Source organism: Nostoc sp. DedQUE04 (assembly GCF_034530995.1).
Taxonomy (GTDB): Bacteria; Cyanobacteriota; Cyanobacteriia; order Cyanobacteriales; family Nostocaceae; genus Nostoc.
Window position 1 is genome coordinate 1 of record NZ_JAVRCA010000095.1, and the last position, 25,668, is coordinate 25,668.

The 25,668-nt window shown below is 42.7% G+C and carries 29 protein-coding genes; 17 read left to right on the top strand and 12 right to left on the bottom strand.

Annotated features, from left to right (window positions below; translation table 11 throughout):
* Positions 1-735: 735 nt before the first annotated feature.
* Complete coding sequence (locus tag RM049_RS36280; protein ID WP_322707670.1) at positions 736-2,265, bottom strand: relaxase/mobilization nuclease domain-containing protein; 1,530 nt, start codon at positions 2,263-2,265, stop codon at positions 736-738.
* Between the two features lie 2 nt (positions 2,266-2,267).
* The gene (locus tag RM049_RS36285) at positions 2,268-2,813 is read right to left on the bottom strand and encodes a plasmid mobilization protein (protein ID WP_322707671.1); all 546 of its coding nucleotides are present in this window, start codon (positions 2,811-2,813) and stop codon (positions 2,268-2,270) included.
* 389 nt (positions 2,814-3,202) lie between these two features.
* On the opposite strand from RM049_RS36285, the gene RM049_RS36290 reads away from it, so the two are divergent.
* Positions 3,203-3,628 carry a hypothetical protein gene (locus RM049_RS36290; RefSeq protein ID WP_322707672.1) on the top strand — a complete coding sequence of 142 codons (426 nt, stop codon included), beginning with the start codon at positions 3,203-3,205 and terminating at the stop codon, positions 3,626-3,628.
* Between the two features lie 139 nt (positions 3,629-3,767).
* Here the strand turns inward: RM049_RS36290 and RM049_RS36295 are convergent, their stop codons facing one another.
* Positions 3,768-4,472 (bottom strand): hypothetical protein, encoded by a 705-nt coding sequence (locus RM049_RS36295; protein ID WP_322707673.1) that lies wholly within the window; start codon positions 4,470-4,472, stop codon positions 3,768-3,770.
* A 196-nt stretch (positions 4,473-4,668) separates the two neighbouring features.
* Between RM049_RS36295 and RM049_RS36300 the strand changes: the two genes are divergently transcribed.
* The gene (locus tag RM049_RS36300; protein WP_322707674.1) at positions 4,669-5,058 is read left to right on the top strand and encodes a hypothetical protein; all 390 of its coding nucleotides are present in this window, start codon (positions 4,669-4,671) and stop codon (positions 5,056-5,058) included.
* A gap of 363 nt (positions 5,059-5,421) precedes the next feature.
* On the opposite strand, the gene RM049_RS36305 is transcribed toward RM049_RS36300, so the two are convergent.
* On the bottom strand, positions 5,422-8,358 hold the full coding sequence (locus RM049_RS36305; RefSeq protein ID WP_322707675.1) for a plasmid replication protein, CyRepA1 family: 2,937 nt from the start codon (positions 8,356-8,358) through the stop codon (positions 5,422-5,424).
* Positions 8,359-8,902: 544 nt separating this feature from the next.
* Positions 8,903-9,154 (bottom strand): hypothetical protein, encoded by a 252-nt coding sequence (locus RM049_RS36310; RefSeq protein WP_045875043.1) that lies wholly within the window; start codon positions 9,152-9,154, stop codon positions 8,903-8,905.
* A 224-nt stretch (positions 9,155-9,378) separates the two neighbouring features.
* Here RM049_RS36310 and RM049_RS36315 point away from each other — a divergent pair, with 224 nt between their 5' ends.
* From RM049_RS36315 to RM049_RS36365, 11 genes are all read left to right on the top strand, one after another.
* The gene (locus RM049_RS36315) at positions 9,379-10,494 is read left to right on the top strand and encodes a ParM/StbA family protein (protein WP_322707676.1); all 1,116 of its coding nucleotides are present in this window, start codon (positions 9,379-9,381) and stop codon (positions 10,492-10,494) included.
* Positions 10,495-10,497: 3 nt separating this feature from the next.
* Positions 10,498-10,731 (top strand): hypothetical protein, encoded by a 234-nt coding sequence (locus RM049_RS36320; protein WP_322707677.1) that lies wholly within the window; start codon positions 10,498-10,500, stop codon positions 10,729-10,731.
* Positions 10,728-10,952 carry a hypothetical protein gene (locus tag RM049_RS36325; protein ID WP_322691284.1) on the top strand — a complete coding sequence of 75 codons (225 nt, stop codon included), beginning with the start codon at positions 10,728-10,730 and terminating at the stop codon, positions 10,950-10,952. The genes RM049_RS36320 and RM049_RS36325 overlap by 4 nt, the downstream gene beginning before the upstream one ends.
* Positions 10,949-11,224 carry a hypothetical protein gene (locus RM049_RS36330; protein ID WP_322707678.1) on the top strand — a complete coding sequence of 92 codons (276 nt, stop codon included), beginning with the start codon at positions 10,949-10,951 and terminating at the stop codon, positions 11,222-11,224. The genes RM049_RS36325 and RM049_RS36330 overlap by 4 nt, the downstream gene beginning before the upstream one ends.
* A gap of 263 nt (positions 11,225-11,487) precedes the next feature.
* On the top strand, positions 11,488-11,928 hold the full coding sequence (locus tag RM049_RS36335) for a hypothetical protein (protein ID WP_322707679.1): 441 nt from the start codon (positions 11,488-11,490) through the stop codon (positions 11,926-11,928).
* 11 nt (positions 11,929-11,939) lie between these two features.
* Complete coding sequence (locus tag RM049_RS36340) at positions 11,940-12,302, top strand: hypothetical protein (RefSeq protein WP_322707680.1); 363 nt, start codon at positions 11,940-11,942, stop codon at positions 12,300-12,302.
* A 537-nt stretch (positions 12,303-12,839) separates the two neighbouring features.
* Positions 12,840-14,420 carry a group II intron reverse transcriptase/maturase gene (locus RM049_RS36345; RefSeq protein WP_322707681.1) on the top strand — a complete coding sequence of 527 codons (1,581 nt, stop codon included), beginning with the start codon at positions 12,840-12,842 and terminating at the stop codon, positions 14,418-14,420.
* Positions 14,421-14,473: 53 nt separating this feature from the next.
* Positions 14,474-14,878, top strand: coding sequence for a hypothetical protein (locus tag RM049_RS36350; RefSeq protein ID WP_322707682.1), 405 nt, complete (start codon positions 14,474-14,476; stop codon positions 14,876-14,878).
* A 21-nt stretch (positions 14,879-14,899) separates the two neighbouring features.
* Positions 14,900-15,448: a hypothetical protein gene (locus RM049_RS36355; protein WP_322707683.1), complete on the top strand. Its 549-nt coding sequence runs from the start codon at positions 14,900-14,902 to the stop codon at positions 15,446-15,448.
* Complete coding sequence (locus RM049_RS36360) at positions 15,445-17,289, top strand: hypothetical protein (RefSeq protein WP_322707684.1); 1,845 nt, start codon at positions 15,445-15,447, stop codon at positions 17,287-17,289. The genes RM049_RS36355 and RM049_RS36360 overlap by 4 nt, the downstream gene beginning before the upstream one ends.
* A gap of 661 nt (positions 17,290-17,950) precedes the next feature.
* The gene (locus RM049_RS36365) at positions 17,951-18,358 is read left to right on the top strand and encodes a hypothetical protein (RefSeq protein ID WP_322707685.1); all 408 of its coding nucleotides are present in this window, start codon (positions 17,951-17,953) and stop codon (positions 18,356-18,358) included.
* 288 nt (positions 18,359-18,646) lie between these two features.
* On the opposite strand, the gene RM049_RS36370 is transcribed toward RM049_RS36365, so the two are convergent.
* Both RM049_RS36370 and RM049_RS36375 read right to left on the bottom strand, forming a co-directional pair.
* A complete protein-coding gene (locus RM049_RS36370; RefSeq protein ID WP_322707686.1) occupies positions 18,647-18,973 on the bottom strand; it encodes a helix-turn-helix domain-containing protein in 327 nt (108 codons plus the stop codon).
* Entirely contained in the window at positions 18,970-19,344 is a 375-nt protein-coding gene (locus tag RM049_RS36375; protein WP_100897504.1) for a type II toxin-antitoxin system RelE/ParE family toxin, read from the bottom strand. The genes RM049_RS36370 and RM049_RS36375 overlap by 4 nt, the downstream gene beginning before the upstream one ends.
* Before the next feature lie 423 nt (positions 19,345-19,767).
* Here RM049_RS36375 and RM049_RS36380 point away from each other — a divergent pair, with 423 nt between their 5' ends.
* Positions 19,768-20,337, top strand: coding sequence for a site-specific integrase (locus tag RM049_RS36380; protein WP_322707687.1), 570 nt, complete (start codon positions 19,768-19,770; stop codon positions 20,335-20,337).
* Positions 20,338-20,488: 151 nt separating this feature from the next.
* Positions 20,489-20,908 carry a DUF6173 family protein gene (locus tag RM049_RS36385; protein WP_194144187.1) on the top strand — a complete coding sequence of 140 codons (420 nt, stop codon included), beginning with the start codon at positions 20,489-20,491 and terminating at the stop codon, positions 20,906-20,908.
* A gap of 73 nt (positions 20,909-20,981) precedes the next feature.
* On the opposite strand, the gene RM049_RS36390 is transcribed toward RM049_RS36385, so the two are convergent.
* From RM049_RS36390 to RM049_RS36400, 3 genes are read right to left on the bottom strand one after another with little or no spacing between them, the layout of a single operon-like run.
* Positions 20,982-21,206, bottom strand: a complete 225-nt coding sequence (locus RM049_RS36390; protein ID WP_322707688.1) for a hypothetical protein — start codon at positions 21,204-21,206, stop codon at positions 20,982-20,984.
* A gap of 56 nt (positions 21,207-21,262) precedes the next feature.
* Complete coding sequence (locus RM049_RS36395) at positions 21,263-21,781, bottom strand: helix-turn-helix transcriptional regulator (protein WP_322707689.1); 519 nt, start codon at positions 21,779-21,781, stop codon at positions 21,263-21,265.
* A complete protein-coding gene (locus RM049_RS36400) occupies positions 21,778-22,230 on the bottom strand; it encodes a DUF6932 family protein (protein ID WP_322707690.1) in 453 nt (150 codons plus the stop codon). Before RM049_RS36400 ends, RM049_RS36395 begins: the two co-directional genes overlap by 4 nt.
* Positions 22,231-22,315: 85 nt before the next feature.
* Between RM049_RS36400 and RM049_RS36405 the strand changes: the two genes are divergently transcribed.
* Together RM049_RS36405 and RM049_RS36410 are read left to right on the top strand one after the other, a co-directional pair.
* The gene (locus RM049_RS36405) at positions 22,316-22,636 is read left to right on the top strand and encodes a tyrosine-type recombinase/integrase (RefSeq protein ID WP_416212690.1); all 321 of its coding nucleotides are present in this window, start codon (positions 22,316-22,318) and stop codon (positions 22,634-22,636) included.
* Between the two features lie 82 nt (positions 22,637-22,718).
* The gene (locus RM049_RS36410; protein ID WP_322707692.1) at positions 22,719-23,819 is read left to right on the top strand and encodes a hypothetical protein; all 1,101 of its coding nucleotides are present in this window, start codon (positions 22,719-22,721) and stop codon (positions 23,817-23,819) included.
* Between the two features lie 63 nt (positions 23,820-23,882).
* On the opposite strand, the gene RM049_RS36415 is transcribed toward RM049_RS36410, so the two are convergent.
* Both RM049_RS36415 and RM049_RS36420 read right to left on the bottom strand, forming a co-directional pair.
* Complete coding sequence (locus RM049_RS36415) at positions 23,883-25,028, bottom strand: hypothetical protein (RefSeq protein ID WP_322707693.1); 1,146 nt, start codon at positions 25,026-25,028, stop codon at positions 23,883-23,885.
* A gap of 129 nt (positions 25,029-25,157) precedes the next feature.
* A complete protein-coding gene (locus RM049_RS36420; RefSeq protein WP_416212689.1) occupies positions 25,158-25,538 on the bottom strand; it encodes an AAA domain-containing protein in 381 nt (126 codons plus the stop codon).
* Between the last annotated feature and the right edge of the window lie 130 nt (positions 25,539-25,668).

The following is a 25,668-nucleotide window of genomic DNA, read 5'->3' on the forward strand; positions in this document are numbered from 1 at the left end:
ATACTCGCTAATAATTTTCCTTTCTTTATTTTTGCACATTTGGGATGCTCCCGATTTTTTATTGTGTCTACTGGGTTGTAAGGCTTTTTATCAAAATTCATAAGCTACTGCTTAAAAATTACAACTCAGCAGAATTAAGGAAAAATAAATGAGCAATACAGCGGAAAAGATTATCGAAGTACAACCGCAAAACCCACAACTAAGCACCATAGATAGGCTTATTGATTCTGGCGGTACACCAGTTGCCATAATTCTGGCTCTATGCGTATTTGTATCAGTCCTTATGAACAATAAGAAAAAATCGTAGTAAACAGGTAGCTGGCAGATTTCTGCGGATGTATCTGCCAGTTGCAGATCAATTGGTACAGTTTTAGTGCTGGTGATCTAGGGATAATTTTTTAGTTCCTGACTGATAGTCAAGTAATTGATTAACAGGAGCCGAATAACTATTTCTTAGCATAAAATATCTAAGTCAATTTTTTACTGGAGTTTGGACAAGCTTTTTGATTGCACTTTACTCTTAACAGTTAATTAACCCCAATTACAACCACATCAGGGGGAATACTGCACTACGGTAACGAGCGTTTTTGTTGTTTGGCATCTCTGTTAAACTGCAACGCACTACTTTAAGCGGGTTTTGGAGTGTATGCCGGCGACTGTTTTAGCTGCTTCACCAGGGCGCTAGTTCCGGCATAGCTCCAAAACCTGCAATGAGGAAAGGGCAATTCTTTAAGGTCACAAGCTAAAACCACGGTCTTGCTGTTTCTGCTTTTGTTGCTCCTCCTTGAGATGAGCTTCTAGTTCCTCACTCCAATCAGGATTATGGGTTTTAAGCCTTTGACCCTGTGGCAACAATTCTAATACTGCACTAGCGGCAAAATTCCCTTGTTCATCATTATTGAATGCTACGACCACCCTATTGAAAGTCTTGAGAAATTCCATAGGTAGGTTATTCGGGTCATCAGCTACTATCAACATGGTTCTAGTTGGTGGTAGCCCTTTGCAACTTGAAAGAAGGTAGGTGGCTGCTGACATGGCATCAATCGGTGTAGAACACAAAAAGACGTTTTCTACCTTGGACGTTGGTTGCCCTCCCAATCTCAGATAAAACCAACCATTTTGTGTAGAGGTGTTTTGGTCGTACTCCACAGTCCGATGATTTTCTCTAGGCTTTGACCAAATTAATGCGCCAGTTTTTTCACCATCTAAATCACGCTTGATAAACAAAATATTTCGTTGCTCATCCATGTAAAGCAACTGATTACCATGTAATCCTTGGAGAATATAATCTGGTATGTAGCGTTTCTCGCTTAAGTACTTGTGCAACACTTGCCAAACAACTTTATCCTCTGGTGGTGGAGTGAACTGAGGCTGCTGTTTGCGTTCAATTTCTTGAAAGAGTTTTTCTAAATGCTCAACTGGGAGTGGTTTAGCAGGAATCACCAGAATTTGATTAATGCGCTCATCATCACGTTCTGGCTGGTAGTCAATTTCAAAATGCTTCTGTAATCCTGGGAAGGTGTAGGCAGGCCCCAAAGAAGTGCCGCTAAATTTCTGGTCATTCCACGAGTAGGATATACCTTTACTTTTACCATTGCGTGTCAAACCGTGACGAACTTCCACACCCAACAGTTGCAATCGTTCCATCAGTTGGGGCATGGTCGGTTTATCTACTGTGGCGCGGTCGATTAATTCAATTAGCTGGGTTTTGATTGGTTGTTGTGGCGGCGTGTTTCTCTCACCCTGCTCATACTCCAATTGTTCTCTCTCAAATCGTTGCTGTTGCCCTACGCTGGGGGCGCGGCTCAGTTTCTCTTTACTACTATTCGCTTGCTGTAACCCATATTCTAGTTCTAGCTGACGAATGATTTTTTCAGAGCGCACATACTCCCAGCTATCGCGTGTTATCTTGCCGTCATCCAAACTGATTCTACTAGCACAAATGTGTATATGGTCGTGGTTGCGATCGCTGTGGCGGTAGATGGCATATTGGTTAGCTGTGTAGCCCATTGCATTCATGTATTTGTTGGCAACTTCGCACCAAGTATCATTGTCTAGCTGTTCGCCTGGGCTTAGTGAGAGCGAAACATGGTGAACTACTTTTTCTGCTTCTGGATTAAGTTGTCGAGACAGTCGGAATTCTCTGGCTAATTCTCTGGCATTTGTGCCAAACATATTGCCGCCAATTAAAGATGACTCCTCTTTGTTTTCAAGATAGTCAAGGAGTCCGCGAAAGCTTTTACCTTTGGTTTGGTTGCCAATCATTTTTACTCCCAGTCTTCCTGATCTCCGTCATCATCAATATCATCGTCATCAGTGATTTCAGTTTCGATTTGGGACAGTTCCCAACCAATTTGTTGTAAGAGTTTTTGTAGCTGTTTTAGTTGTTCTGGATCTGCTGGTGGTCGCAGTCCCATTTTAATAGCTGTGTTAGTAGCTCTAGTGAGTTGATTAATATTGCTGCCAATGCGGACTAATTCTCGGTAAGTAGCTAGGGTTATTTTGCTCAGTCGTTTGGGCAGTGGTTTTAGTAAAACACTGCGTCTAGTTAATTCAGCTATGCTTAGTCCCGCGTCTTGTGCTTTGAGCTTAATCATCTCGTGTTCGATTGCGTTAACACGAGCTTCCAATGTTTTAGTACGCAGCAGGTTTTTTGACAGTTTGGGACGCATAACTGTGGGAGGTATGAGAGGGGGTATCCAAAGGGGGAAACTTCCCACTTTGGCAAGCCTGTCGTCCGAGCAAAGCGAGGTTTGCCGTAGGCAAAAGGCACGGCTTGCTTCTAGCCCATTTTTGGGTGAGCGAGGTGTCAAGTACTACCTATGTACGGAGGCACGGCGAGAGGCTGGGGGCGAGGGGACAACAGCGTAGCTGGGGGGACGCTTTCGGGTCATTTAGGGTGGATGAAGAACGATAACAGCGTAGCTGTTTCGTCATAATTATATCAGTGTTTGCTGAATCACTGTGACGGCGTAGCTGGAGTGTCTTGGCTACAGTCAGCAACAGTCAACATCGGGGGAACATAGCAACAGCGTAGCTGGAGCGGGAGAAATATATCAGCATCTAATAAATGATGGTGACGGCGTAGCAGCAACGAAAATTCTAATCAGCGTAGCTGAAACCAGCTTTTAATCTGGAGTTATACTTTTTGAAAAATAGTGGAAAATAAGGGAATTATGATAATCAATTTAATTTCATAGCAATGGTTGAGCCAAAAGATTCTGGTCAGATTACTAAAGGCAAGATTGATGAGGCTATCAAAGCACTTAAGGAGCAAAAGCCAAAAGAACGAGAGTCTGTATCGGACAGAGAAGCTGTTCGGAAGATGAGGAGATATATTGAAAAACTGACTTCTGATAAGTACGGCTACAGTTATGATGAAGTGTCAGAGATGCTGAAAGGACTGGGCATCAATTTGAGTGGCAGCAGAATCAAATATTTACTCGGTGAGTTGAAGAAAAGCAGCCGTCGCCGTCATCAAGCATCTGATGACGGCGGTAGTAGTATGTCAGTTCAGGGGGCTACTGAAAATCAGCAGGCAGTTCTTGCCAGCAGTGAGGGAGAGGAAAAACCTGTAAAGAGTACGAAGGTCAAGAGCAAAAAACAACAGCCAGAGGCACAGGAGTAAGAGGATAAATAAGAGCTACAGGGACAACCAAACAGATCAGGCTTTGTACCTCAACTTTATAGGGACGAAGATTTATAAGCTGGTTTAATTATGAGTAAAACAAATACTTAAAATGGAGATTTAAAAACATTCAATAAAATTAAGTAGATTTTCGTTCAGGCAAAGCCATAAATGACCGCTCAAGACCCAATTGTATTTTGATTCGGTTACGGATGTACTGATCTGGATGTATCCAGCCAATATATATTGCCTTGATAACCTCTAAGCTTAATTTGGTTGGATACTTAAAAAGATTGAGTTGCAGTTGTGCAACAATACTGCGACGTACATCTATATTTTTGTTAGCAACAAATTCTGTCAAAAACCAGTATTGAACTTTTTGGCGTAAATCATCTAGATTTTCATGTGGTATGTCACCATACCCATTTAAACCAAATGACCAATAAAATGAAGAAGCAACACCAGCTTTTTCATAATCTGTGCCATTTTCTGTGTAACGACTAATCAATTCGGAGTTAACCAAACGCGAACCAAAACACCGCATACAAGGCTCAAGAAAAGAGCGGTTGTAGCTGGGATTTTTTTCATATACCGCAGTACGTAACATGGGCAGAAATAATAACTGTGGCATTTGATTACCTTTGCGTAGGACGTTGACAATAAACAACCGCTTATTTTGGTCAACAGGTGTTTGTCCTTCAAGGGCTTGGATGTGCCACGTTACATCTGCTAACTTTTGATTCTGTATCACTGTCCGCGCTTGGCGTTCCAAATCCAAACGTAGGTTATCGTTGTCAGCGTTTCGCTGGGATAACCAATTTTGGTAAAGCTCTTCCCAATCCATCTATTTCACAAAATTGCTGTATACGTCTAACTTCACGGCTTGTATCAAAAATTTTCATATAATCATTGTTTAAGTATATACAACTAGGTTAAATGTAGTGTATGTGATCACAGAAATAGGACGAAAACTGCGATTTTTGCTCAGAGTATGGAGAAGTTCATGTAAGCTAAAAGCACTCTCGTCTCTTCCGACAGAATTGAAAGTAACTCATACACCGAACCCTGTACAAGCACACAGAGGCGGATTAAGTGGTTATCAATACACTTGGGTATATGCCACTACAATTGAGTCATTAGTTGGAGCAGTTGTGATTGAAGAATTTGGTGCTTTTAGTTGGGTTGGAGGGCAATGGTACTTCACAAACTTCACAACTAAACCCTTTACTCGTAATGATTTTATTGAATGGTATTCCTGCCCTAGAGGAATGATATTACCTAATTATCAGTACACTGATTTTCAAAATTGGAGTGGTAGTGCCAAATTAATTAACAAAAAAACCAAGTGGTATTTTATTGGACGAAATGAAAGTGGTAGACGTGTTAAGGGTGAAGCTGAAATTGAAGAACTTGGTGAGCTTATTGAGTAAATTCCACGGTGGGCTTACTCTCCTTTCAGGAATTTACTGTAAAAGCACATTACCAATGCCTGGGTCAGATGTGCCAGCAAGCCGCCGCAACAGTATATATAATTTTGGGGATTTGAGGGTTTATGGCCATTGGACTAAGGGACTTGTCCAGTAAAACTGTTTATCTATTTAATTACCGTTAGTGGACGTGACGAAAAACTGGGGTTTTGAGGCTGTTGGTAGGTTAACTGTCACCTCAGTTAAGTTCATCCGCCCTTTGAAAACGTGTTCTAGACGTAACTAAACCATGAACAACTGGGCTGTAGTCTATTTGCTACAACGCTGCTCCCGCTATTTAGTTAGGTGGAGAGTTGGAAATTGCGGTTAAGCCTGGGCTGTATCTAATGCCAGCCAGTTTTTGAAGATTTCATCTCGCCCATCGTCACCGTCAACCACACGATAAACTCGTTGGCGTTCGCCTGTGCCATCTCGACAGATGTATTTGAGTTTCAGCCCTATCTTCTTGAGCAATCTCCGTAAGATAACGATGGGGCTGTCATTGTCATTGAGGGTAATTCCCAGAACGGTTTTCACTTGCCACTTCACAGACAGAGCGTTGTTAGCCATCTGTACTAGGTCTGCATCAGTTCCCCGGAATTCCCGGTCATCGGCGATGAAATTGGGGATGTTGAACAGTTCCAAGGCATGAATTACCAAACCCAGTTGACCACCGTTAAAGTCTGGTAGCCATGCGCTCTTGGCATGAAGCATCTTTTCACCCAGTTTGCGATCGCGGTCAGCGACTTTCGCTCTGCCCAAGGTCAGGTAAAAATGCAGCCTCAGTTGTGGGTAATAACCTTGATCGTCTTTTTTGACGAGTTCCGAGGTAACATCCACACCGTAACGTTGTTCTAGCTTATATTTGCGCTCAATGTGGCGTTCAGTTGTGGTTTTAGCTCGTTGTTGTTGCAGCGCCTCATATTTGGCAGCAGTCATCGTAGTTGTATCGGCAGCAGTGATATCCTGACATTCACCGTTGTAAACTTCATTTGTTTGGGCGGTGATTTCGTTGTTTAACTTTTTGCGAATTTTGTTGTCATGGACATCGACAATGTTATGGCCTTCGTTGCCTAATTCCTCTAGCACTGTGTCACGGTAATGAATCATACCCGCATTGATCCGACAGGCCATTTTGCCAAAAACGTTTAAGGCAGTGCGGTTAATGTTGATTTCATCGCCGTCAATGATCAATGAAGCATTTTGTAGCAACTTCAAGTTAGCTTGAAAGCGTTTATGCTCACAGGCTAACAGGGATTTGAGGTTAATTGCTCCGTTGCCGATTTTCCCAAGTCCATGAGGGGCTACCCAGAGATGACGCGGTATCGCCTCTCGGACACGGGCTAAGGCTTGGCGAGTGGCATTTTCTGGCGCTACTCCCCGGAAGCATCCCCAAACGCTGGTAAAATGCCCCCAAATGTCAATGCTGACCCCTGTGCCGATGGATGGGGAGGCCAGCACAATGTCATATTCCAGCAGCACTTTGTTTAATCTTGAGATGCAGTTGTAAGCTTCGTGTTGCGGGTCGGCAATCGTTTCGGAGTCAATACGAAGTATTTTGCGATCGGGAAATTGTTTCTTAAACCTCGCCTCTAAAACTTTGGTTCCCCATTTGGATTTAGCTTTTTGGCAATCAACGGCAATAAAGGGCTTACCCCCAGTTTTGATGTGGGCTTCCAGAGCAGCTAACCAATTAACCGGGGTAGTTTGTTTGTAGTGGTAAATGTTCCAGGGTTGTCCCTTCCAGTTGTTGACCACCACCCAAGGGGTAACGTTGGTTTCTGCCAGCCCCATGACCATTTCCGGCGATAAATCAGATAAGTCAGCATCAGCCAGGATAACTTTACCCCGTCCAGGGGCGAAGGCATTTTTGAACAACTGGGAAAGTTGGTTGAGGACTTCCACCCGATGCTTCTTAACTTCAGTGTTGGCAGAGAGCAAGTGCCAGATCACCTGCTCGGATTCGTCAATGATTACTAGGGGTTCTTTCCAGTAAAGGGCGTTAAATCTGGCTTGACCGTTGGGGTGTAAACTGTCTACACACAGCGCAAAACCGAGTAAAACTCCTGTTTCACTGTTTCTGACTTCGGTGATGTAGGGGATGCCTACCCTGTCAGCGATCGCTTGGGCTAACTGTACCCTATGGGATAAAAGAATAACCGGTTGACCGTTGGCGATCGCCTCAGCAACGATCGCGGCAAATGACTCGGTTTTACCAGAACCTTTAACGGATTTGAGTAAAATCAGTTTAGCGGTTTCCGGGATGGTCAATGCTCCCAGGTAACGCTGATTGAGGACGAGTGCTGCGTCATAAGATAATCGGCTGTACTCTTTGACCTGCCATTTTTCTTTTGTCAGTGCTAGTTTTATAATTTCATCAGTAACAGCTGGCCCCCTAGCGGCGATTAAGTCATCAATGCCTTTTTCGGGGTAACTCCACTGTGTCACTAGGACTTGACAGCCGCAGGCAGTTAACAGTTTCGCGGTTTGGCTAATGGCAATATTCACCCGTTGAACTGTTTCTGGCTTCGTGTCGTGGTCAAAACAAATGATGAATTTACGTCCAAGGGTGGCGAAGTGTTGCAACTCTGGAATTAGGTGTAAATTGCCTGTGGGCTGTCCAAATTCATCTTTGGGATTGCGGTAGCCACTGTTTATCCCAGGAAGGGCGATCGCTGCATAGCCCATAGTGAGTAATGCCCCTGCTTTTTTAGCCCCCTCACAAATCACAACTGGGATGTTGTACTTCCATACCCAATGCCAGAAGCCTAATGCCCTATCTTCATCGCTGATGGGCAAGTCATATCGGGTGGCTACACTCTCCCAAATGTAATCTGGTACTGCCAGGAAGAATGCCCGTGTAGGCACTCGCAAGGGATGTTCATACTTGATGAATTTAAGAACTTTGTTCAGGTCGCGCCTGGGGCGATCGGGCTTCATGCCGCCCCACATCATCGGGCTATAATCGTTGAGCGGGTCAACGCCACTGCACCACCAGTTCAGTCCTTCGATGTGGCGATAATTCTTGAGTACCCCGTCTCTGAGTCGTCCATCGTTACGGCGGGGGACGTTTTGACCATAAAACAGGTAATCGTAGGCGGCAGTGCCCGATACAGAAATGACGTTTAGCGCAATAATTCCAGGGTCAACAGCACTGGCTAACCATTCATTCCAGTGGTGCGCTTCTATGTCAGAGGGACGGGATATGATCTCGTACCTCTGTGTAACTTCAATTTTTTGAAGTCCACAGTTACTATTTTTCACAGCTTTTTCCCTCAAATACGTTGTTTTTCAGTATTTGGAGGGGGTTATCGCGCTGCCATACCTTATATCTACATAAATCGCTGTATTGCTCGAATTTTGCCCAATTTTGGTTTTGAAAACAAAGATTTGATGACTTTTTTAGCCAAAATCTCCCAACAGAAGCACACCAAAGTTGCCACAGCTATCGATATAATAGTGTGAAGGCAGCACGGACTAAATCTCATTTCCAATCAGTGGTTTCTAGTGCCAACTTTTCTTCCACTGCTTTGGTTTGTTTGAGATCCCCTCTCCTGCTCCAGTAAATAGAATATGAGTTTAAATCTCGGATAAAGCGTCACTACCTAGTAGTGGCGCTTTTGTCCATTTATCTTTTGATACTGTTGTATATTTACCTCCGTTGTACGCTTCATTTCAGTACTTGCCTGATCTTACAGAACAATCGAACGCTTGACATCCAACTTCAATACGAATTATCCGTAACGTTACTTAACAAGTGTGCTTGATGGTGGTTGTACGTTGGGGTGGTAATCTTCTGGAGTTTCAGTCATATATTGCCCTTAGTTTTCTTGGTTTTCTCTTCAGGCTTGCTTCCTTCTGAGTTAGTCCTTCCGCCCTCTATTTCATCAAGATATTTTTGCAGTGCCTTTTCTACCACTTCTGAAATTGTAGTTTCTGTAGATGCAACAAAAACACGAAGCCTTCGGGCTAAGTCTCTCTTGACCAGTCCTGTAACACGAGAATAATCAGGGTTTTCTCTCCTGCCCAAATCATCAGTCTCAATAGTTTGCTCTACCATTCTCCCACGATATTTTTAAAACATTTTTTCGTTCACCCGTTATAACGGGTGAACGTTAGTCTATAATATCATCATCAAGCCAAAAACAGCCACCCAACAAAGGCAACAGAAGCCAGAAAGTGATGCTATGGCTTGTCACCAACTGGATGTGTGGACTTAAGGCGATTCAGTCTTTAAATTCTGCAAAGCCAGAAAAATCAAGACTTTCACCAATTATCTGAACCATGACAGCTATATATTCCAATGCCAAAAATTGGCTAGTTCAAGCAGACTTGTTAGCCAAATCTGGGCTAACTGACCTTATCGCCGGAAAAGATTCAGGAGCAGGGTATGGGAAGGCAATCATCGGTGATTTTTCCATCATGATGCCAGCCGCATACTCACTTGTTCGCAACCGAAACATCATGCACCACGAAACCATCTCAAAAGATGGGGCATGGCTGCGTTATGTAGAAGGTTCACGCCTGGACTTAAAAGACGTTCAATTCTTTTGGGGCAGTGCAGCAATCGCTCAAAGTGACCACACCCTGTTACACGAAGATAAAGCGAAAAAAGCAGAACTGGCACTAGAAAGCATTCTTGCAGACTTAGCAGTTATCAATATTCCCGATGGAGTCAAGCTTTCAATTAGTTTGAGCAATCACAACCCAGAACGCTGGGCAACTGAGATTAAGCGCAGGGTTGAAGGGACTCACACCTTTGAACATCTGCATCCTGTAACTCGTTCCATTGTCAGCAAGACAGTTGAGATTGTAGTCACAGGCATTTACCCCGAAGGTTTTGGAAGCATTGCCCATTGTTTATTCGGTGAAGCATCCCTGATACTTGACCCCTCAGAATTAGCGATCGCACTCGATATCGGTTCATCCACTTGGTTAATTACCGTGTTTAACGGCAGTGGTGCAGTGATTGACCGTCACTTGATTGAAGGTGGAGCGGGTGAACTGCACAGCATGATTGCAGAAGCCCTCGACAAGCGAAACGACCGAGTGAGCCTGCTGTCCAAAGATGTGAAGCACTCGCCCAGCTTGGTGAACCAGGGCATTCTAGAAGGGACTTTCACTTATGGCGGCAACCACCTCACGGGTAAGAAGTTTGAAACCGAGTACAGCCAATGCCTGGATCAGTGGTGGAGTACCAGGATTGAGAAATTCGCCAACTTTGTGACTGCTGGCAATTATCTAGACCGCGCTAAATACCTTGTCGCCTGGGGTGGTGGTGTTTCGCTGCCAGTGGTGGATCAGAACCTAGCCGGTTTAGGCTTTGTGGTCTTGAATAATCCCCAATTCATCAATGCCTTGGGGTTGAAACTATTAACTCAAATTTCTTTGGGAGCCTGATCAATGAATTACGAATCTCGGCGTATAACCATCTCCTACCTAGCAGTAATTGAATTGTGCAAGATGTTTGATTTACCCCAAGATGCACCGACACAAGCATTATCAGCAGGTGTAGAGAAGCTGATTTTTCAACACGGTAATGTACAACCATCGCCCAAAGTTGAAACTTCACTTTCTACACAGCCCAATAAATCGGCACTTAGCGCAATGGTCACTAATTTCAAAGGGGCAGCATGAACAGAACCACATTTAGAAACACGGTTTTAGGCATTGGTGCAACAGCAGCAGCGTTAGCCCTTGGCTACTTCGGAGTCCAATACTTCGGCAGAAACAATATGTTCACCATCGCCGCAGCCGTGGGGGGTGCAGGGGCTATCAGCTATGTACTTCAGAAACCGAGTCAGCCAGAAGCCCCAGCCACACCAGTTAAAACCCAAAGGAGAAGAAACAAGTCATGAGCGACCAAGAAACCATGCAGACACAGCCAAGCCTAACAACAACCGAAATTATGACCATCATCCTCGGTTGCGAACAGACTCTTAGATTTGTGCAAGCATCTCCCAATTACAAGCAAATTGAAGCGTCCGAACGGTTCAGTACATCGAATGACCTAAAAATAGGTGATGCAGTGCAAGCCTTGATGGAGATTCATGAAGCCATCCTAAATATCGAGTTTTACTCTCAAGTTGAGGGACAAGCTTATGCTTTCAACGACAGCCTTACAACGTAACCACCTTTATGAATTTCGTGGTCAACAACTGCGCTACAGCCACCGTTCTAATTGTCGAGTCAATGCACCTTTCGTTTTTAACGACTCTAAGGGCAGGCGCAAGAAATTAAGCCAAACCCAAGTGCAGAGGGAGGTTTTTGAATTAAATGAGTTTTGTGAGAACTGATGATGAAGCGATTGCACCGACGACCAATCATTGCAATCGCCTCACTCCGGGACGTATCTCTCGCCGCAAAAACGAAAGTACACAAGGATTCTAACAAATGACACTCGATTACAAAAATCCCAACGATTGGGGCAAATCACCGCTAACTGACCGCGCCCTTAGATTAGAGCAATTCAAAGCAGAAAATCCTGAACAATGGGCAGCAATGATCTCAGCAGATATCGAGGCACTTTCTACACCGTTAGAGAGTGAAAATTACCCACCCTTCACCGGAACCGAATTCTTAGCAACTCATGAAACCATTGATGACCACCCTTATGCAGCAGCATTTGGTCAATTCTTGGGTAATGGGATTGACGCGGACATTGCAAATATTCTGGCATTTGGTGAGAAGAGATTTGATTTAATATCTGAAGATTTTGACGACCCCGTAAGGCAACTGGCAACGAGAATTTATAGCCGATTTTCAGAGATGGGGTATTGGGATAAGTTGCCACAACCAGACAGCAATATCGACTATGACGTAATCCCTTATTAGGAGTATCAATAATGGACTTTGCAATACGTAATCCTGTAGTTGGTCATAGTTCGCATATCGACGAAAAAGCACAAGCATGGGGAGGGTTTGAGTCTGATATTCTGGGCTATCTTTCAGATATAAATAAGCTCGAACAGTTCGCTGACTATGCGAATAATGCCCAAGAATTATCAGATAGGTTAGAGCCTTTTTTAGATAACGCCAAGGTCGTCTTTGAGGCGATGGAGAAGCTAACAAAAGGCCAGGTTACTTGGACAGAACTTCGTAAACAATACGGCTCTCATGTTGCGGGTGCTATCGCCAAAATTCGCAAACTCAACTCCGAGTTTGATTCAGAGATGAGTAAGATAGATGCCGTGCGATTCGTTGCTTAGTGAATCACGGTAAACAGCCCGTACATAACTAAGCTAGCCCGTCAGCAGATTACTGACACTAAAGGCTAAACTCTCAGATTGATGAAGGTGAAAGCCCTTCCCGCGAGATTCTAGCGTGACTCCTTATCTGCCCACACCGAGTAAGCTCAATTCTTACAGAGTGAAGCTGGGAACAGGGCGCAATCAGACTAGCCGTTATGGGCTGACACTGGCGCTAACGGGGAGTTCCTACGGTGAAACAGAGCCTCAAAAAACAACCTAATTTTAGGCAGGGCATAACAAAAAAACCCCTGACCTCATCAGAGTTAAAACCCGCAGCATCGGGCATCAATAGCTGCAAGAATCTGGGTTTCTGATGGCTGAAGTGGCTACACCTAACGGAACGAACAATCATCTGAGGGAACGAATAAAAACGATTTGAGAGTCATGGAAATGTCGATTCCATGTAGGCGAGATGAGACGCGGAACTCTCTCAAGTCGGGTAGGATGTGGCGTAATTGCTGCAAGGTATTCAGATTACACTTAATCGAGAAGAGCATGATTAGGCACAGTATTACTACTAGTGAATCTTGGAAGACATTACCCTGGAAACGGTTTCAGAAGGAATTATTTCGCCTTCAAAAACGAGTGTATAAAGCGATTTGTGCAGGAGACAAGCGGAAAGCGCGGTCACTACAAAAGCTTATTCTGAAGTCCAAAGCAGCTAGATTTTTGGCAATTCGACAAGTATCACAGCTAAACGCGGGGAAGAAAACAGTCGGTATTGATGGTAAGAAATCTCTCTCATTTGAAGAACGTTTCGAGTTAGAAACCATCCTGAAAAATGAAGCAGGAAATTGGAAACATCAAGGTCTACGGGAAATACCAATTCCTAAGAAGGACGGTACTACCAGAATGCTGAAGATTCCCACCATTGCAGACAGAGCATGGCAATGCCTTGCAAAATATGCACTAGAACCAGCGCACGAAGCAACTTTCCACGCATGGAGTTATGGATTTAGAACAGGACGCTCGGCACACGATGCCCAACAATACCTATTCAACAATCTAAGCTCCTCAGCCAATGGAATAGATAAAAGAGTTATAGAACTCGATATTGAAAAATGCTTCGATAGGATTTCACACTCCACCATAATGGATAATCTTATTGCCCCTAGTGGGGTAAAAATCGGGATTTTTAGATGCCTAAAAGCCGGAATAAACCCCGAATTTCCAGAGCAAGGAACACCACAGGGTGGAGTCGTAAGTCCTTTATTAGCAAACATCGCCTTAAATGGGATAGAAGATATTCACAGATATCACGCCAGTTCTCACAAGAGAATTACCGATAAAACCCCAAAGGAAGCTATTAGAACCCCATCCGTTCGGTACGCCGACGACATGGTAATAGTGTTAAGACCTCAAGACGATGCAAACGAGATACTTGGAAGAATTAACGAATTTTTAGCAGCACGTGGGATGAAGGTAAGCGAAAAGAAGACCAAGATTACTGCTGCGATAGATGGATTCGATTTTCTAGGCTGGCATTTCAAAGTAAAAGCCAATGGAAAGTTCAACTGTACTCCCTCAGTGGAGAACTTTAAAAAGTTCCGTGAGAAAGTTAAGAACATCGTCAACTGCTCAAATTATGGCTCTAAGGTAAAAGCTCTTAAGCTCGCACCAATAGTTAGAGGATGGAGAAACTACCACAGGTTCTGTGACATGTCAGGGTCAAGGTTGTCACTCTGGTTCATGAGTCACAGAACATACACGGTATTTAACAAGGAAACGAAGAATGACCGCGAATCAAGTGTAAAACTTGTACACCAGGCTTTCCCAACGGTTCCCTACTCTCTAGGCAGAGCCTATGTCATGGTCAAAGGAAATAAATCACCTTATGACGGAGACTTAACTTACTGGAGTCAACGCAACAGTAAGCTATACGACGGCGCAACCTCTAAAGCTTTACAAAAGCAAAGCCATTCATGTGGTCACTGTGGGCTTAGACTGACAAGCGAGGAGCGAGTTCATCTACACCATATTGACGGTAATCATCATAACTGGAAGCCTAAAAACCTCCAAGCAATACATAAGTCTTGCCATGATTATTTACACATGAGCAAAAGGGCAACTCCCTAAGAATATCGGGAGCCGGATGCACAGAAATGGGCACGTCCGGATCTAACTGAGAGGTGCGCTGGATAATACCAGCCATCGACTCAAACCAAAATAGAGCAGACCTTCTGCGAATTGACCAAAAACGTAAGCACGGACTAGCCGAAGTTGCTACACAATTACACCACGACTTACAAGCTGAACTGTGGCGGCATGAAAACAAGATTAGCGGCATCGAAAACAGGCAGGTTGTGCAAGCTGAACGTCAAGCTATCACAACAGGACTGAGAGAGAAACGCCAACAACTTTTAGCCCGTGCAAGGTATGGCTCAAGGGCATTAGAGCCAAACCAAACACCCCAGGAAGTCATACCAGTTACTAGCCAAAATCATGCACCAGCGTCTAGTGTTTCTGCAACGGGAACAGTTCGCGGTTGGGGTGCGATGTTAGGTAACTTGTGGCAGAAACTAGGCGACAGATAATCAATTAATTAGGTAAGGCTGATGCTAGTAAGGAAACGAAATGAAGATCCTCATAGCGTCAGCCCTTTTTCAATGGAAGGGCTGGCACAAACACCACAATCAACTAAGCAGCATCAACAACCCGAACAGTTACCACCACTGCCAGAAAATAACCGGGGTAGAACATTTAGACGTGCTGGTAATGCTTGTGAGATTGTCGCTGGCAGTTGTCTAAATAGTGCAGTTATTTTCACCTTTCATTTATTGCAAGTTCACCCAGTTGGAATGTTTCTTGCAGTGGGTACTGCACACCTCTACTTTACTGCCACTGCAACAGGTGAAGGGTTCAATAATTTCGTCACTAATCTAATGACTGGATGCAGTGCATCACTGGCGTTATTGTGTGCGCTTTCCGAACCGATTAGTGAATGGAATGAAGCGAGAACTTCTACTATTACTGCTAATACTTCAATTCAAAAGATGTATCAGCCCAAAACTGCGGATTATTCCAATTTTGTGAATGGTGCTGGTGTGGCGATAGTTATAGCGATATTAATAGTTTTTCTATTTAGTGGTAGGAGAGGTAAATGAATTACTTAACCGAGAAACATAAAACTTTATCCGAGTCGCAACAATCGGGTTTAATGAAGTGGTTCGGACAGTTACCGATGGATAAAAAAGCTGTTGCAATTGGGCTAAGTTTAACTGTGGGTATTAGCTCTGCGGCAATGGCTTGGAAAGGGGAATCAAGCGACCGCATTTATTTTTGCGTTCGGACTCCCCAAAGCTACCTAATTTGTCAAGACAAGAATAACAGACCTTTTAGGATGACCCCCCATTATTGGGAGCAATGGAAACAAGAAGGAATGCCGCGCCAAGTTGTGCGTGACCCAGCTATGGGGGTTAATGGGTTGGTAAAAGCGACTAACCCATACAAACCGTTTTGGGGGTTTGGGGGATTCCTGGGGTTTGCGCTTGCTGGGTGGATGCTGAGGCACTGCCAGGATGAGGAGAAGCAGAGGGCAGTTTTTGAAGACATCGCCCAAAAACGGGATGCTGCAAAAGCTGAGATGGCCGCACGTTCCGAGCTACTAGAGAGTTACCGAGATGTTGCGATCGCAGAAGTTCAACTACAAGCCGACTTGGATCTAATCGCCAATGATCGCACTGTTGATATCACCAAAGCCGAGATTTACGCCCACACGGAAATTGAAGTCACCCAAATGGAGGCAACTGACGCTATCTTTGAGGCGCAAACGGCGGGGATGACCGAGCAACAGAAGGCGGAGTACATCAAGCAGCTACGGGAGATGAAAACGCCCTATCTGCAAGGTAGCCAGACTTTACAAGGGACGATTGACCCCAACGACAAGGTTACTGGTTCTGAGTCAACAGCAATCGCAGAAGGTGACAAATATCGCTGGATCAACAACACCATCGGCTACCCCACTTTAATATTTGGTGGCATGGGTGCAGGTAAATCATGGACTACCAGAGAGATTATCTGGGCAAAGCGTCAAGCCGGCTGGAATCAAATTTTTGTCCTAGATCCACATGGTACACCTGTTGAGTGGCGCGGGGTAAATCTGATTACTGGCTACCAGGAGATAGCCCAATTCATGCAATGGTATATGGCACAAATGCGCCGCCGTTATCATGCCTACCGCAACAGTGGCATGACTGAGGAGCAATGGACGCAACACCTTCGAGACACTAACCAGCATTTCTGTGTAGTCGCTGAGGAGTTTACAACTTGGACGGATAACATTGTTGAGCCAATGCCGGACGATTGTGAGGATGAAAAATGGAAGCCCGACCCTGATTTTGTTGGTAAATGGTTTCGCTGTGCCATGACCGAATCTCGTAAACAATTAATGATTCCTTTGTTCGTAGCTCACGACCGCACAATGGAGATTCTAGCCAAAGCCAAAGGGTTATCAAAACTTCGAGATGCGGCACTGTTAGAAGTAGAACTAATTGCAACTATTGACCCAATTACCACAGAGGCTAAAGCTAGTGGTCAGGGCAAGATTAAATTGCCGGGGCATGGGCAATGGATTGATATTGAATTGCCTAAACTTGACCACAAGCGAATTGATTTTCGGCTTGATGAATCTAGAACAGTTAATGAACCGCCAACCATCGATAAAGCTACTTTAGAGCGGATTTATGAACTGGAATTCAATCTTGGTAACAAAGCAGGTGACACCCAAGATGAACCTAAGAAACTATCACCCCAGGCGCAAAAGCTGTATGAATATCTCACCAGAACTGAACGAATTGAAGCTGATGTAAGAGAGTTTAAAGGCAACTTTAAAGTGAACGGTGAGAGATTCACTGTAGAGCAAATAAAGGGTTGGATGTATGAAATTGTGGGGGCAGGATTGGCGGACTGGATAGCCGAGGGTGTTATCAAGCTTAATCAAATTTGACTGCAAAGGGTGTCTGGTGTCTGCTCCCAAAAACCCCCTTTTTTTGCGGACATCGGACACCAGACACTACAGATACCAAAGCTCAAAACCCTTGTATAGCATAGACACCAGCAGACACTACCCCAGACACCGCCCAGACACCAAGTGTCTTAAGCGTGTCCGCTAGACACCAATAATAAATAACCTCATAAACAGCCATTTATTATTAGAGGATTATCGATATTATGCTGAAAATAGTAATTGTTGAACCAGAAATATTCACGCTCTTGGGCATCAAAGGTGCTATTGAAAAATCTCTTGATATAAATGCCAAATTTTAAACTGCTTTAACACAAGCGTTTTGAGTGCATTACTGCACACTCTTGTTACTTAGTTTAAGCTGGGGAATCTGAGACATAGACGCAAAAGCAGCTTAAATTCAGACTTCACACTTCATCGACCCAACTTTTATAAAAGAAATGAAGGGGCGAACGCAATTTTTAAGGACAAATTAACACCGGGAAGTCAAAAAATTTTATGTTTCCGATTTTTTGAGTCTCGAAAGATAAGTAATGCTTAACTGAGGTCAGTTTTGGGGTGCTGCTTCACGAAGTAATGGGGATTTGGGAGAATGGATAGTGTCCATAATTTAGGTTCCCGTTTCAAAACTAGGAGTGATGTTATGAGTACGAGTTTCTGGAAGGTTCCGGCTTGGGACGTTCCGATTGATAAAGCAGTTAAGGTTGAGTTGCTCAGGCTTAACCAAAATATTATTCCGCAAAACGGCTGGCCAGAGTCCTTCTGGAACTATGTAAAAGACCGTCGATTGCTTGATGGCAATGAAGCGCAACACATCGTCCAGCTGTTTCAAGGTCTCTGTGCGGGTGAATCGGCACGGTGTCACAACCCACCCTGGGGATTAGCATTCTACGATAAGGAGAAGCTTTTATTTACAACTACGCTTTGCTTTGAATGTTCTAATGCCTACGTGTACACAGAACTTGGCTCTGATCTGCGTGCATTCAATGTTTCTGAGTTTCATGCAAAGAAGTTATTAGCTATCCTTCAGCATGAATTACCTTGGGGCTGAAGATCACGATCGCTTGCACTCCACTCTTAACCCACTAACAACGCATGTTCCTTGAAAACCAGACTCTAAAAGGATTGCGGCAAATTGTATCGATTAACTCGAATGAACGACTGGTAAGGGTTCTGGAAAACTTTTCGTCTACTGAATATTTTTAACCTCTAATTCCATTTGGTCTGCTTTCTCTCATATCGCTTTTAGTCTAAACTCCAGTAGATAATGTGTGTGGTATTGGAAAATTCTCTTTTATGTACCGTAAGAATTAATAAATTTTCAGGCTGACATCCTGCCCTATAGCGATATCACAGTTTCAGCAGATTCGCCCTGCGCGTGACGGGGGCGAAGATGTAAGGTGATTTCCGTATCGAGTCGCTTGAGGAAAATGAGGAGTTTGCCCTCGCTGAACCGTTGAAACTCTCCTTTCATCAAATGAGATACTTCCGGCTGGGGAATGCCAAGAAGTTCGCTGATTTCACGCTGTTTCAGGTTGCGTTGTTTCAAAAGGCGTAGTACCTGAATCCCTATTTTGCCCCGTGTAAAAAGTTCATCCGCATTAGATAAACCAAGGTCAGCGAATACGTTGCCACTGCTTTCTTCAAAAACAGGTTCCTGTGTCATTGTTGTTTCTCCCTTGCCACTGCATCCTTATAGCGTTGTTTAATCAGGTCAACATCAGCCTGTGGAGTTTTAATTCCCTGCTTTGATTTCTTTTGAAAAGCGTGCAGGACATAAATTCTCTCTGCAATCTTTACCGCATAGACTGCCCTGTAAGTATCGGTATCGTAGCGTTTGACGATTTCATACACCCCACTTCCAACCCCCTTAAAAGGCTTGGCATCCATTGGTGTTTCCCCTGCCTGCACCAATTGCAGTGCATAGCCTACTGATGCACGTACCTCTTCTGGAAATGAGCGGATATTTTTGAGAGAGTCTCCCATCCAAACAAGAGGTCGTAAAGGAATTTCTATAATATCCTCATCATCTTCCATATTATATGAAATTTCCTATAAAATCAGTCAGACAATAGCATGAAATGTCCCCTGCACCACTAGAGAGCTAAATTTTATTTACAGTTGGTTTCCTTCTAGACTGCCGTGTAGACGCTGGTGGAGAGAAAATTGATATCGGTTTTGATAGCAACGATGGATCAACCAGGGGTATAGAAGCAGTATAGACAGTTGAGCAAGCCGCAACATGAGCAAATCATACTGGTGCGGATCATACCTGCAAGTGGTAATCGCGTTGCAAACATAAGCTAATTTTATCAGCCAACGCTGGGATGAGGGTTGTAGCGGTTGGGATTGATAAGCAGAGATTAACTGAGTCGAGTGGGTTCAAGTTGCTCACGAAATAGATAGGTTTTCGGCCGCTTAGATTGTGTTTCTACTATTAGATCATGTAGGCTAGACCCTATGAAAATAAACCGATTCGGTAGGGCAGAAATCCTCACCCCCGACCAAATCAATCTCCTATTTAATGAGGGGTTTGTCAACCCACGCGATCGCGCTTTGTTTGGCGTGTGCCTTTATGCTGCCTGCCGGATCAACGAAGCTTGCACGTTGGCAGTGAAAGATGTGTTTGGCAGCAACGGTGTTAGAGGGGTGTTAGTGCTACGTAGCGTCAACACCAAAGGCAAGCGGGACACCAGGGAAATCCAAGTGCATCCCAAGCTCAAGCAGTATTTAGAAGAGTACAACCCCAATCGCCGCAAGGAGTTCTTGTTTCCAGGGCGGCATGGGTTGGGGCACATTCACAAGGTCAGCGCCGATAAAATCCTTAGAGATACCTGTGCGCGGCTGGGGATTGAAGGGGTGAGTACGCACAGCTTCAGGAGAACGGCGTTAACTAGGATGAGCGATGCCGGGATACCGTTACGCCATATACAAGAGATATCGGGACATCGGACTTTGGCAGCTTTGGAGCGTTATTTGGGGGTAACTGAGAAGCAGAAGCAAAACGCGATCTCTGCTTTGGATTTTTGAATATTTCTGTACCAGACTCACACAGTCGGAGGTAGCACTGAATTAGCGATCACTGCTACGTTTTGTAAGAAACTTATAAAAATCATTGACATTCCCATTTTATTTCATTAAAACTTATATAAAATTTGCTGAATTTTTAATTATTAAAAGTATGACTGAATTTCATTTAAATTCTTTGCATGGAATACAGCGATCGCTAATTAATGAGAATACACGTAAATCTAAAGCTCTAGATTCAACTAATTTTCTAGCCGACTTACAAAGATTAAGTTTAGCAAGTCAGCAGGCTAAAATTCTTATAAAACAAATTAATGACTTTGATGAAAGTTTAGATAGTGATCAAGAAGTTGGTGTAAGGCTAGTTTCTTTTGGGCAATCCATTACATTTCATGTATCTAATATAGGTTACTTTAATCCAAGTTTGATTGTATTCTTAGGTCTAACAGAAGAAGGTAAACCAATTCAATTAATACAGCACGTTTCACAGATAAGCTTTCTTTTAATGGCATTACCTAAGCTTAATCCTGAAAAACCCAAAAAACGAATTGGTTTTATTCAAGAAAGTAACTAATATTAAATAAATCGGTAGAATCATAAGTCAGTATTGATGGAGAGAATGTTGGTATCAAGTAAGAATCGCAAAATCATAAATCAATTTCTCTACTCACATTCTTGTCTCGTAAATAAGCAAAATCCTCATCAGTAAAAATAATTCCCTCGCTTTGGATTACCTGTCTAAATTTTTGTAATCCTTGCCAAAAATTCTCCCCTCTAGATTCCTCGTTTCTTTGGCGCATAAACTCAAATAAATAGCCCTGTTCTTCTGTGGGCAAACTGTTAATAGAATTAATAACTTCTTGTAAATTCATCAACTAAGCTCCTCTAAACTAAACCTGTCTTTGAGTTTTCATCCTGTCAACTCTACTTATGAGGCTTTAGTTTTAATATTCATTTTTTCTTTGCGCCATTTGTCCACGCTTTTTTTAACTGCTTCTATTTCTGTAAAATCCACTTGGACGGTTGCGGCTTCAAATTCAACACCTAAAGCAGTGCTGACTTCAAGGATTTCTACAAAACTGGCACATTGATAATCTGTATCCTCATACTCTTTCACTCTTTGTTCATCAATTCCTAATAGATGAGCAAGTTCTTGCTGACTAATTTGGGCTGCTATCCGAGCTTTAATTAAAGCATTTGGCAGCTTATTTAAAGAATCAACTTTAATTTTTAAAGGTTTGCTGGTGTCGCAATTAATAAGTCTTTCGTATTCTGTGATTTCTGACTTTAGCTCGTCAACTTGACTTTGATATGAGTCTCGGTGAAGCTTCCATCGCTCTGGTTCTGCTTTCAAGTGTTCATTGCTATCCAATGACGCTATAGACTGTTCAAAGCGTTGCAACCAATCTAAGGAATTTTGATACTGTTGCTCGTTTTTGATCATCATGGTTTCCACCTTTGTAAATCTATAGCAATAATTCCTTTGCGCGTATTCGTTCTGGTATCAAATTGAAAGAAATCTATGTAGGCTGTACCGGAATCATTAGCTGGATAATTTGATGGAAAGATTTCGCCCTTGTACTTAATTTTTTGTTCGGCACGCCGCAGCGCAAAATTAAATAAAGTAGGAGCAATAGATTCTAGGTACTTTATATCAACTCCATTGTCCTCCCAACAGGCATCGAAGTCTCCTGGTTTTTGTTTACTGGTGACGAAACTACCATCAATATAAATAATCCTACAGCCTGCTGCTTTTAGTTGCGTCATTGCCAGTTCAAGACCGTCTATCATGCGCTGTCTAGTCAAATTTGTACCAAATATTTCTTTAAATTCTGACCATTCTGCCGAATGCACCCCTGGTGGTAAAATACCACTTTCGTCAAATTCTGGAATCATTTCTCACACCCTAACACAGCTTAATTATCCAGTTAGGAGTGTCCCATAATTATTTATCCCACTTGAAAATGTCGGGGAGCTATGGCTGGAATTAATGTCACTGCGCTCTGAAGCGTTGAAAGATGCGTCTGTGTTTGCCAGTGCGACGGGTAGACCCTTGGCCCCTTCCCATATTGACCGAGTGGTGAAAAGGGCGGCGGCAGCAGCAGAATTAGAGAATGCCATGAATGTTTCAGCGCACTGGTTTAGGCACAGTCACGCTACCCACGCATTAGATGAAGGTGTTCCAGTGCATTTGGTTCAGGCGACTCTTGGGCATACAAGTTTGGATACTACGAGTAAATATCTGCACGTTAGCCCTGATAGAAGTTCTGGGGAGGTTTTAGTTAAGCGATGGTCTAAATAATTGTATAAAATATAACTTAGCTGTATTTTATACATGAGTTATGTTAAGCTCAGTCTCATAATTAACTTGTAAACTCGTACTAATGTTGCAACCATGCCCTTATAAAAAGCTTAATCAAGGACAACTAGAATGCGAAATAGCTAAAGTTAGAGAGGCAAAATATACGTCATCGACTTCAGCAGATGCCTGTAATGATTGTCCAATTCCTGAAATTATTCAAAAAGTAAATTGTAAAAATTTAATTCCACTAAAATTACATTCATTTATTATCACATCGACTTTTGAAGGAGATCCAGAAGAAGTAATTATTGGAAATTCCTGGGAAGCTAAGTGTCAGATGATAGATTTTCAAAATAAATATGATTATAAAAATAAGTGTTCAGATAACTGTCCTGCATTTCAACCAATACATCTTAATTTATCAACTGAAGAATCTATTTCAATTCCAAAGTTCAATTCAGAGACAGCAACTGATCGCGATTTAAGACAAGCAGTATTATCAATTTTATATCAGTACCATACTATACATCCTGAACGGTATAATTGTTTTGATGTTACACCAGAATTTCTAGCTAAAAGTCTCAAGATTAATGTTAAAGATGTAGTACGAGTCGTTCTTCCTATGGAAGAGGAAAAAGAAGTTGAATTTAAAAAATATTCAGGGGAACTATATTTTAGATATGTAAGTATTACAAGTAAAGGAATTAAAATGATTGATGAAAAGCCACTATTTGGTGATTTAGATACAGCCGCATTAAGAAGTATTAAGATAACGAACTCTAAACTTAAAGTTAATATTACTAAAGAAGGGGATATTATGTCAGATTCTTATAATAATGATTTACGTGAAGCAAATATTGCTAATTTTGCTAATCAAGTTCAAGATAACGCACGACAACAAGCAAACCAACACATCCACATATCAGAACAAAAGCGAACTCTTACTGAAGCTGCTACTGAAATCCAAAAACTCCTCAAACAGTTAGAGCAAACCAACCCTACTGCTACTGAGGCTGAGAAAGTTGCTTACGTTAATGACGAAACTACTCCTAGCTTCAAGCGTCGTGTTGTTGGCGCATTGCAGGCGAGCGGTGAAACAGCAATAGACGAGTTTATCTTAGAAAATAAGTATCTTAAAGTTGCAAAAGCGGCTATTAAAGGTTGGCTACAACCAGGTATTTAAGTGTGTTTGTTTTACCAGCAGCATAACTGTAACGACCTGCAATTATAGTTTCTTACCAAATCGCTATGACCTATTCTGGTTTGCTTGTTGACCTGCATTGTCCTTAACTTCGTTAGCGAAGTTAAGGACATTGGCTCCTTTAAGATCATTATTGTATGTATTAATAGTTCCTCGCTGCTTTACTACAATTCCGAGTTCCGTTAAACGTTGCTCTATCCAGAAATTTGAACTCTTTATTACCTCTTCAATAGCCTTTCCATCTTTAACAGCCTGTACAAAATGTTGTATAGCTTTAACAATTTCTTCATGAGGCAATTTATCTAAGGTTATAGTTTTTGCATCCTCTAAGCTGTCTTGCCAAACTACTAGGGCAGGCAAAGAACTAACCTCAATATTTAAACTCTTAAAACTTGACAAAATTCGATGCCCGGAGACACGATTCTTTAAATCTTCCTGACTGTAGTAAATATCTATATGATTACCTGTTAAATAATTCAAATCTTCCCAATGCTCTTCTATAAACGTTGGGAAATCTCCAGAGGATAGAAACAGAAATATTCCATGTAATTTGACAGTATTGTAGCGATTAAAAGTTTTTCTCCCCGTATTAATATAATCTTTATTACGACTTCTACTCAGAAAGATATTCAATCTTCTCAGAAGTCTTGATGATAATTCCTCACCGCGCAGCCAATTCCTGACTTGCCTAGAAAAACTAACGCCATTACTATAGCCGACTTGTTCACAAAATAAATGAACAAGTTCAGTAGTTTTTTCACTAGGGATGCTACCTGCGATATTAAGTTTTGGATAGTTTATTTCCAACCACTTCAAAAATTCTAGTGACTGAACTATATCCGTTGAAGTGTCGCCCAAGGCTTTCATAAGACGCTGGGCAAGTTCATGATTAGAGGCTATAGCTGAATCAAATCTACCATCAATTAGCATTTTGAGAGAGTTTGCTAGGCGATATGCCTCTGCATTTATTGAAAGCATGTTAAAGTCGATAGGTTCAGTATCTCTTTCTGCTGATTGAAAAGAAGACCGACGTGGGCGATCAAAAACTGATTGTTGCTGCTTTTCCTCTAGAAAACTGAGTGCTAATTCTGAAAGTTCTTCTCGATTAAACTCCTCATTTATAGAATACTCTCGTTGAGAATTGAGCCACTCCAAAAACTCAATAATTTGATATGAAGGTACAGGATTCACGATATTTTCCTTGCATAACTGTCAATGATTCACCCTTCATCTTAGCTTTCGCAACCAATAATGTGCGATGTAAGCCTGTGAAGCTGATTTTTCTGTAGGTCAACCAGAAATAATGAAGACATTCTAGCCTCACTCATAGCGAATTTCCCCATGTAACCGAATGTGTTCAACTAACCGCTTGGTTTCACCACCAGCTAATTCTAGTTCCCTGAGATTACCCACCAAAATAAACAATTCCCTTGCCCTACTAACGGCGGTATTTAGTAAATTGGGTTTGCGGTTAAGAAACCAAAAACTATGCTCTTGGTGGCACTGGTAAGGAGAAAAGATAATGGCTGCTTTTTCTCCCCCCTGGAAGGTGTGAACTGTGCCAATATCATCCCAAGAAAAGTTTCGCCAACGGTTAGAGAGCCGATACCTGAGCGCGTTGGCTTGCTGCGAAAACGGCGACATCACCCCAATTGTTTTTGAGTTGTCATCCGAGTTAGTAGAGTACCCATGTTTTAGCAAGGACGCAATTATAGTAATATCTACACGTTAGCCCTGATAGAAGTTCTGGGCAGGTTTGAGTTAAGCGATGGTCTGAGCCGTTTTAAATTTTCAGCTTTGAATTGGGTCATCTGGTGGTGGATGCCGCCCA

Excerpts from the sequence above, each read along its gene's own strand:
- RM049_RS36280 (WP_322707670.1), bottom strand. The coding sequence starts at position 2,265 with ATGATTGGCAACCAAACCAAAGGTAAAAGCTTTCGCGGACTCCTTGAC.
- RM049_RS36290 (WP_322707672.1), top strand. The coding sequence starts at position 3,203 with ATGGTTGAGCCAAAAGATTCTGGTCAGATTACTAAAGGCAAGATTGAT.
- RM049_RS36295 (WP_322707673.1), bottom strand. The coding sequence starts at position 4,472 with ATGGATTGGGAAGAGCTTTACCAAAATTGGTTATCCCAGCGAAACGCT.
- RM049_RS36310 (WP_045875043.1), bottom strand. The coding sequence starts at position 9,154 with ATGGTAGAGCAAACTATTGAGACTGATGATTTGGGCAGGAGAGAAAAC.
- RM049_RS36315 (WP_322707676.1), top strand. The coding sequence starts at position 9,379 with ATGACAGCTATATATTCCAATGCCAAAAATTGGCTAGTTCAAGCAGAC.
- RM049_RS36320 (WP_322707677.1), top strand. The coding sequence starts at position 10,498 with ATGAATTACGAATCTCGGCGTATAACCATCTCCTACCTAGCAGTAATT.
- RM049_RS36325 (WP_322691284.1), top strand. The coding sequence starts at position 10,728 with ATGAACAGAACCACATTTAGAAACACGGTTTTAGGCATTGGTGCAACA.
- RM049_RS36330 (WP_322707678.1), top strand. The coding sequence starts at position 10,949 with ATGAGCGACCAAGAAACCATGCAGACACAGCCAAGCCTAACAACAACC.
- RM049_RS36335 (WP_322707679.1), top strand. The coding sequence starts at position 11,488 with ATGACACTCGATTACAAAAATCCCAACGATTGGGGCAAATCACCGCTA.
- RM049_RS36340 (WP_322707680.1), top strand. The coding sequence starts at position 11,940 with ATGGACTTTGCAATACGTAATCCTGTAGTTGGTCATAGTTCGCATATC.
- RM049_RS36345 (WP_322707681.1), top strand. The coding sequence starts at position 12,840 with ATGATTAGGCACAGTATTACTACTAGTGAATCTTGGAAGACATTACCC.
- RM049_RS36355 (WP_322707683.1), top strand. The coding sequence starts at position 14,900 with ATGCTAGTAAGGAAACGAAATGAAGATCCTCATAGCGTCAGCCCTTTT.
- RM049_RS36360 (WP_322707684.1), top strand. The coding sequence starts at position 15,445 with ATGAATTACTTAACCGAGAAACATAAAACTTTATCCGAGTCGCAACAA.
- RM049_RS36365 (WP_322707685.1), top strand. The coding sequence starts at position 17,951 with ATGAGTACGAGTTTCTGGAAGGTTCCGGCTTGGGACGTTCCGATTGAT.
- RM049_RS36370 (WP_322707686.1), bottom strand. The coding sequence starts at position 18,973 with ATGACACAGGAACCTGTTTTTGAAGAAAGCAGTGGCAACGTATTCGCT.
- RM049_RS36375 (WP_100897504.1), bottom strand. The coding sequence starts at position 19,344 with ATGGAAGATGATGAGGATATTATAGAAATTCCTTTACGACCTCTTGTT.
- RM049_RS36380 (WP_322707687.1), top strand. The coding sequence starts at position 19,768 with ATGAAAATAAACCGATTCGGTAGGGCAGAAATCCTCACCCCCGACCAA.
- RM049_RS36385 (WP_194144187.1), top strand. The coding sequence starts at position 20,489 with ATGACTGAATTTCATTTAAATTCTTTGCATGGAATACAGCGATCGCTA.
- RM049_RS36390 (WP_322707688.1), bottom strand. The coding sequence starts at position 21,206 with ATGAATTTACAAGAAGTTATTAATTCTATTAACAGTTTGCCCACAGAA.
- RM049_RS36395 (WP_322707689.1), bottom strand. The coding sequence starts at position 21,781 with ATGATGATCAAAAACGAGCAACAGTATCAAAATTCCTTAGATTGGTTG.
- RM049_RS36400 (WP_322707690.1), bottom strand. The coding sequence starts at position 22,230 with ATGATTCCAGAATTTGACGAAAGTGGTATTTTACCACCAGGGGTGCAT.
- RM049_RS36410 (WP_322707692.1), top strand. The coding sequence starts at position 22,719 with ATGTTGCAACCATGCCCTTATAAAAAGCTTAATCAAGGACAACTAGAA.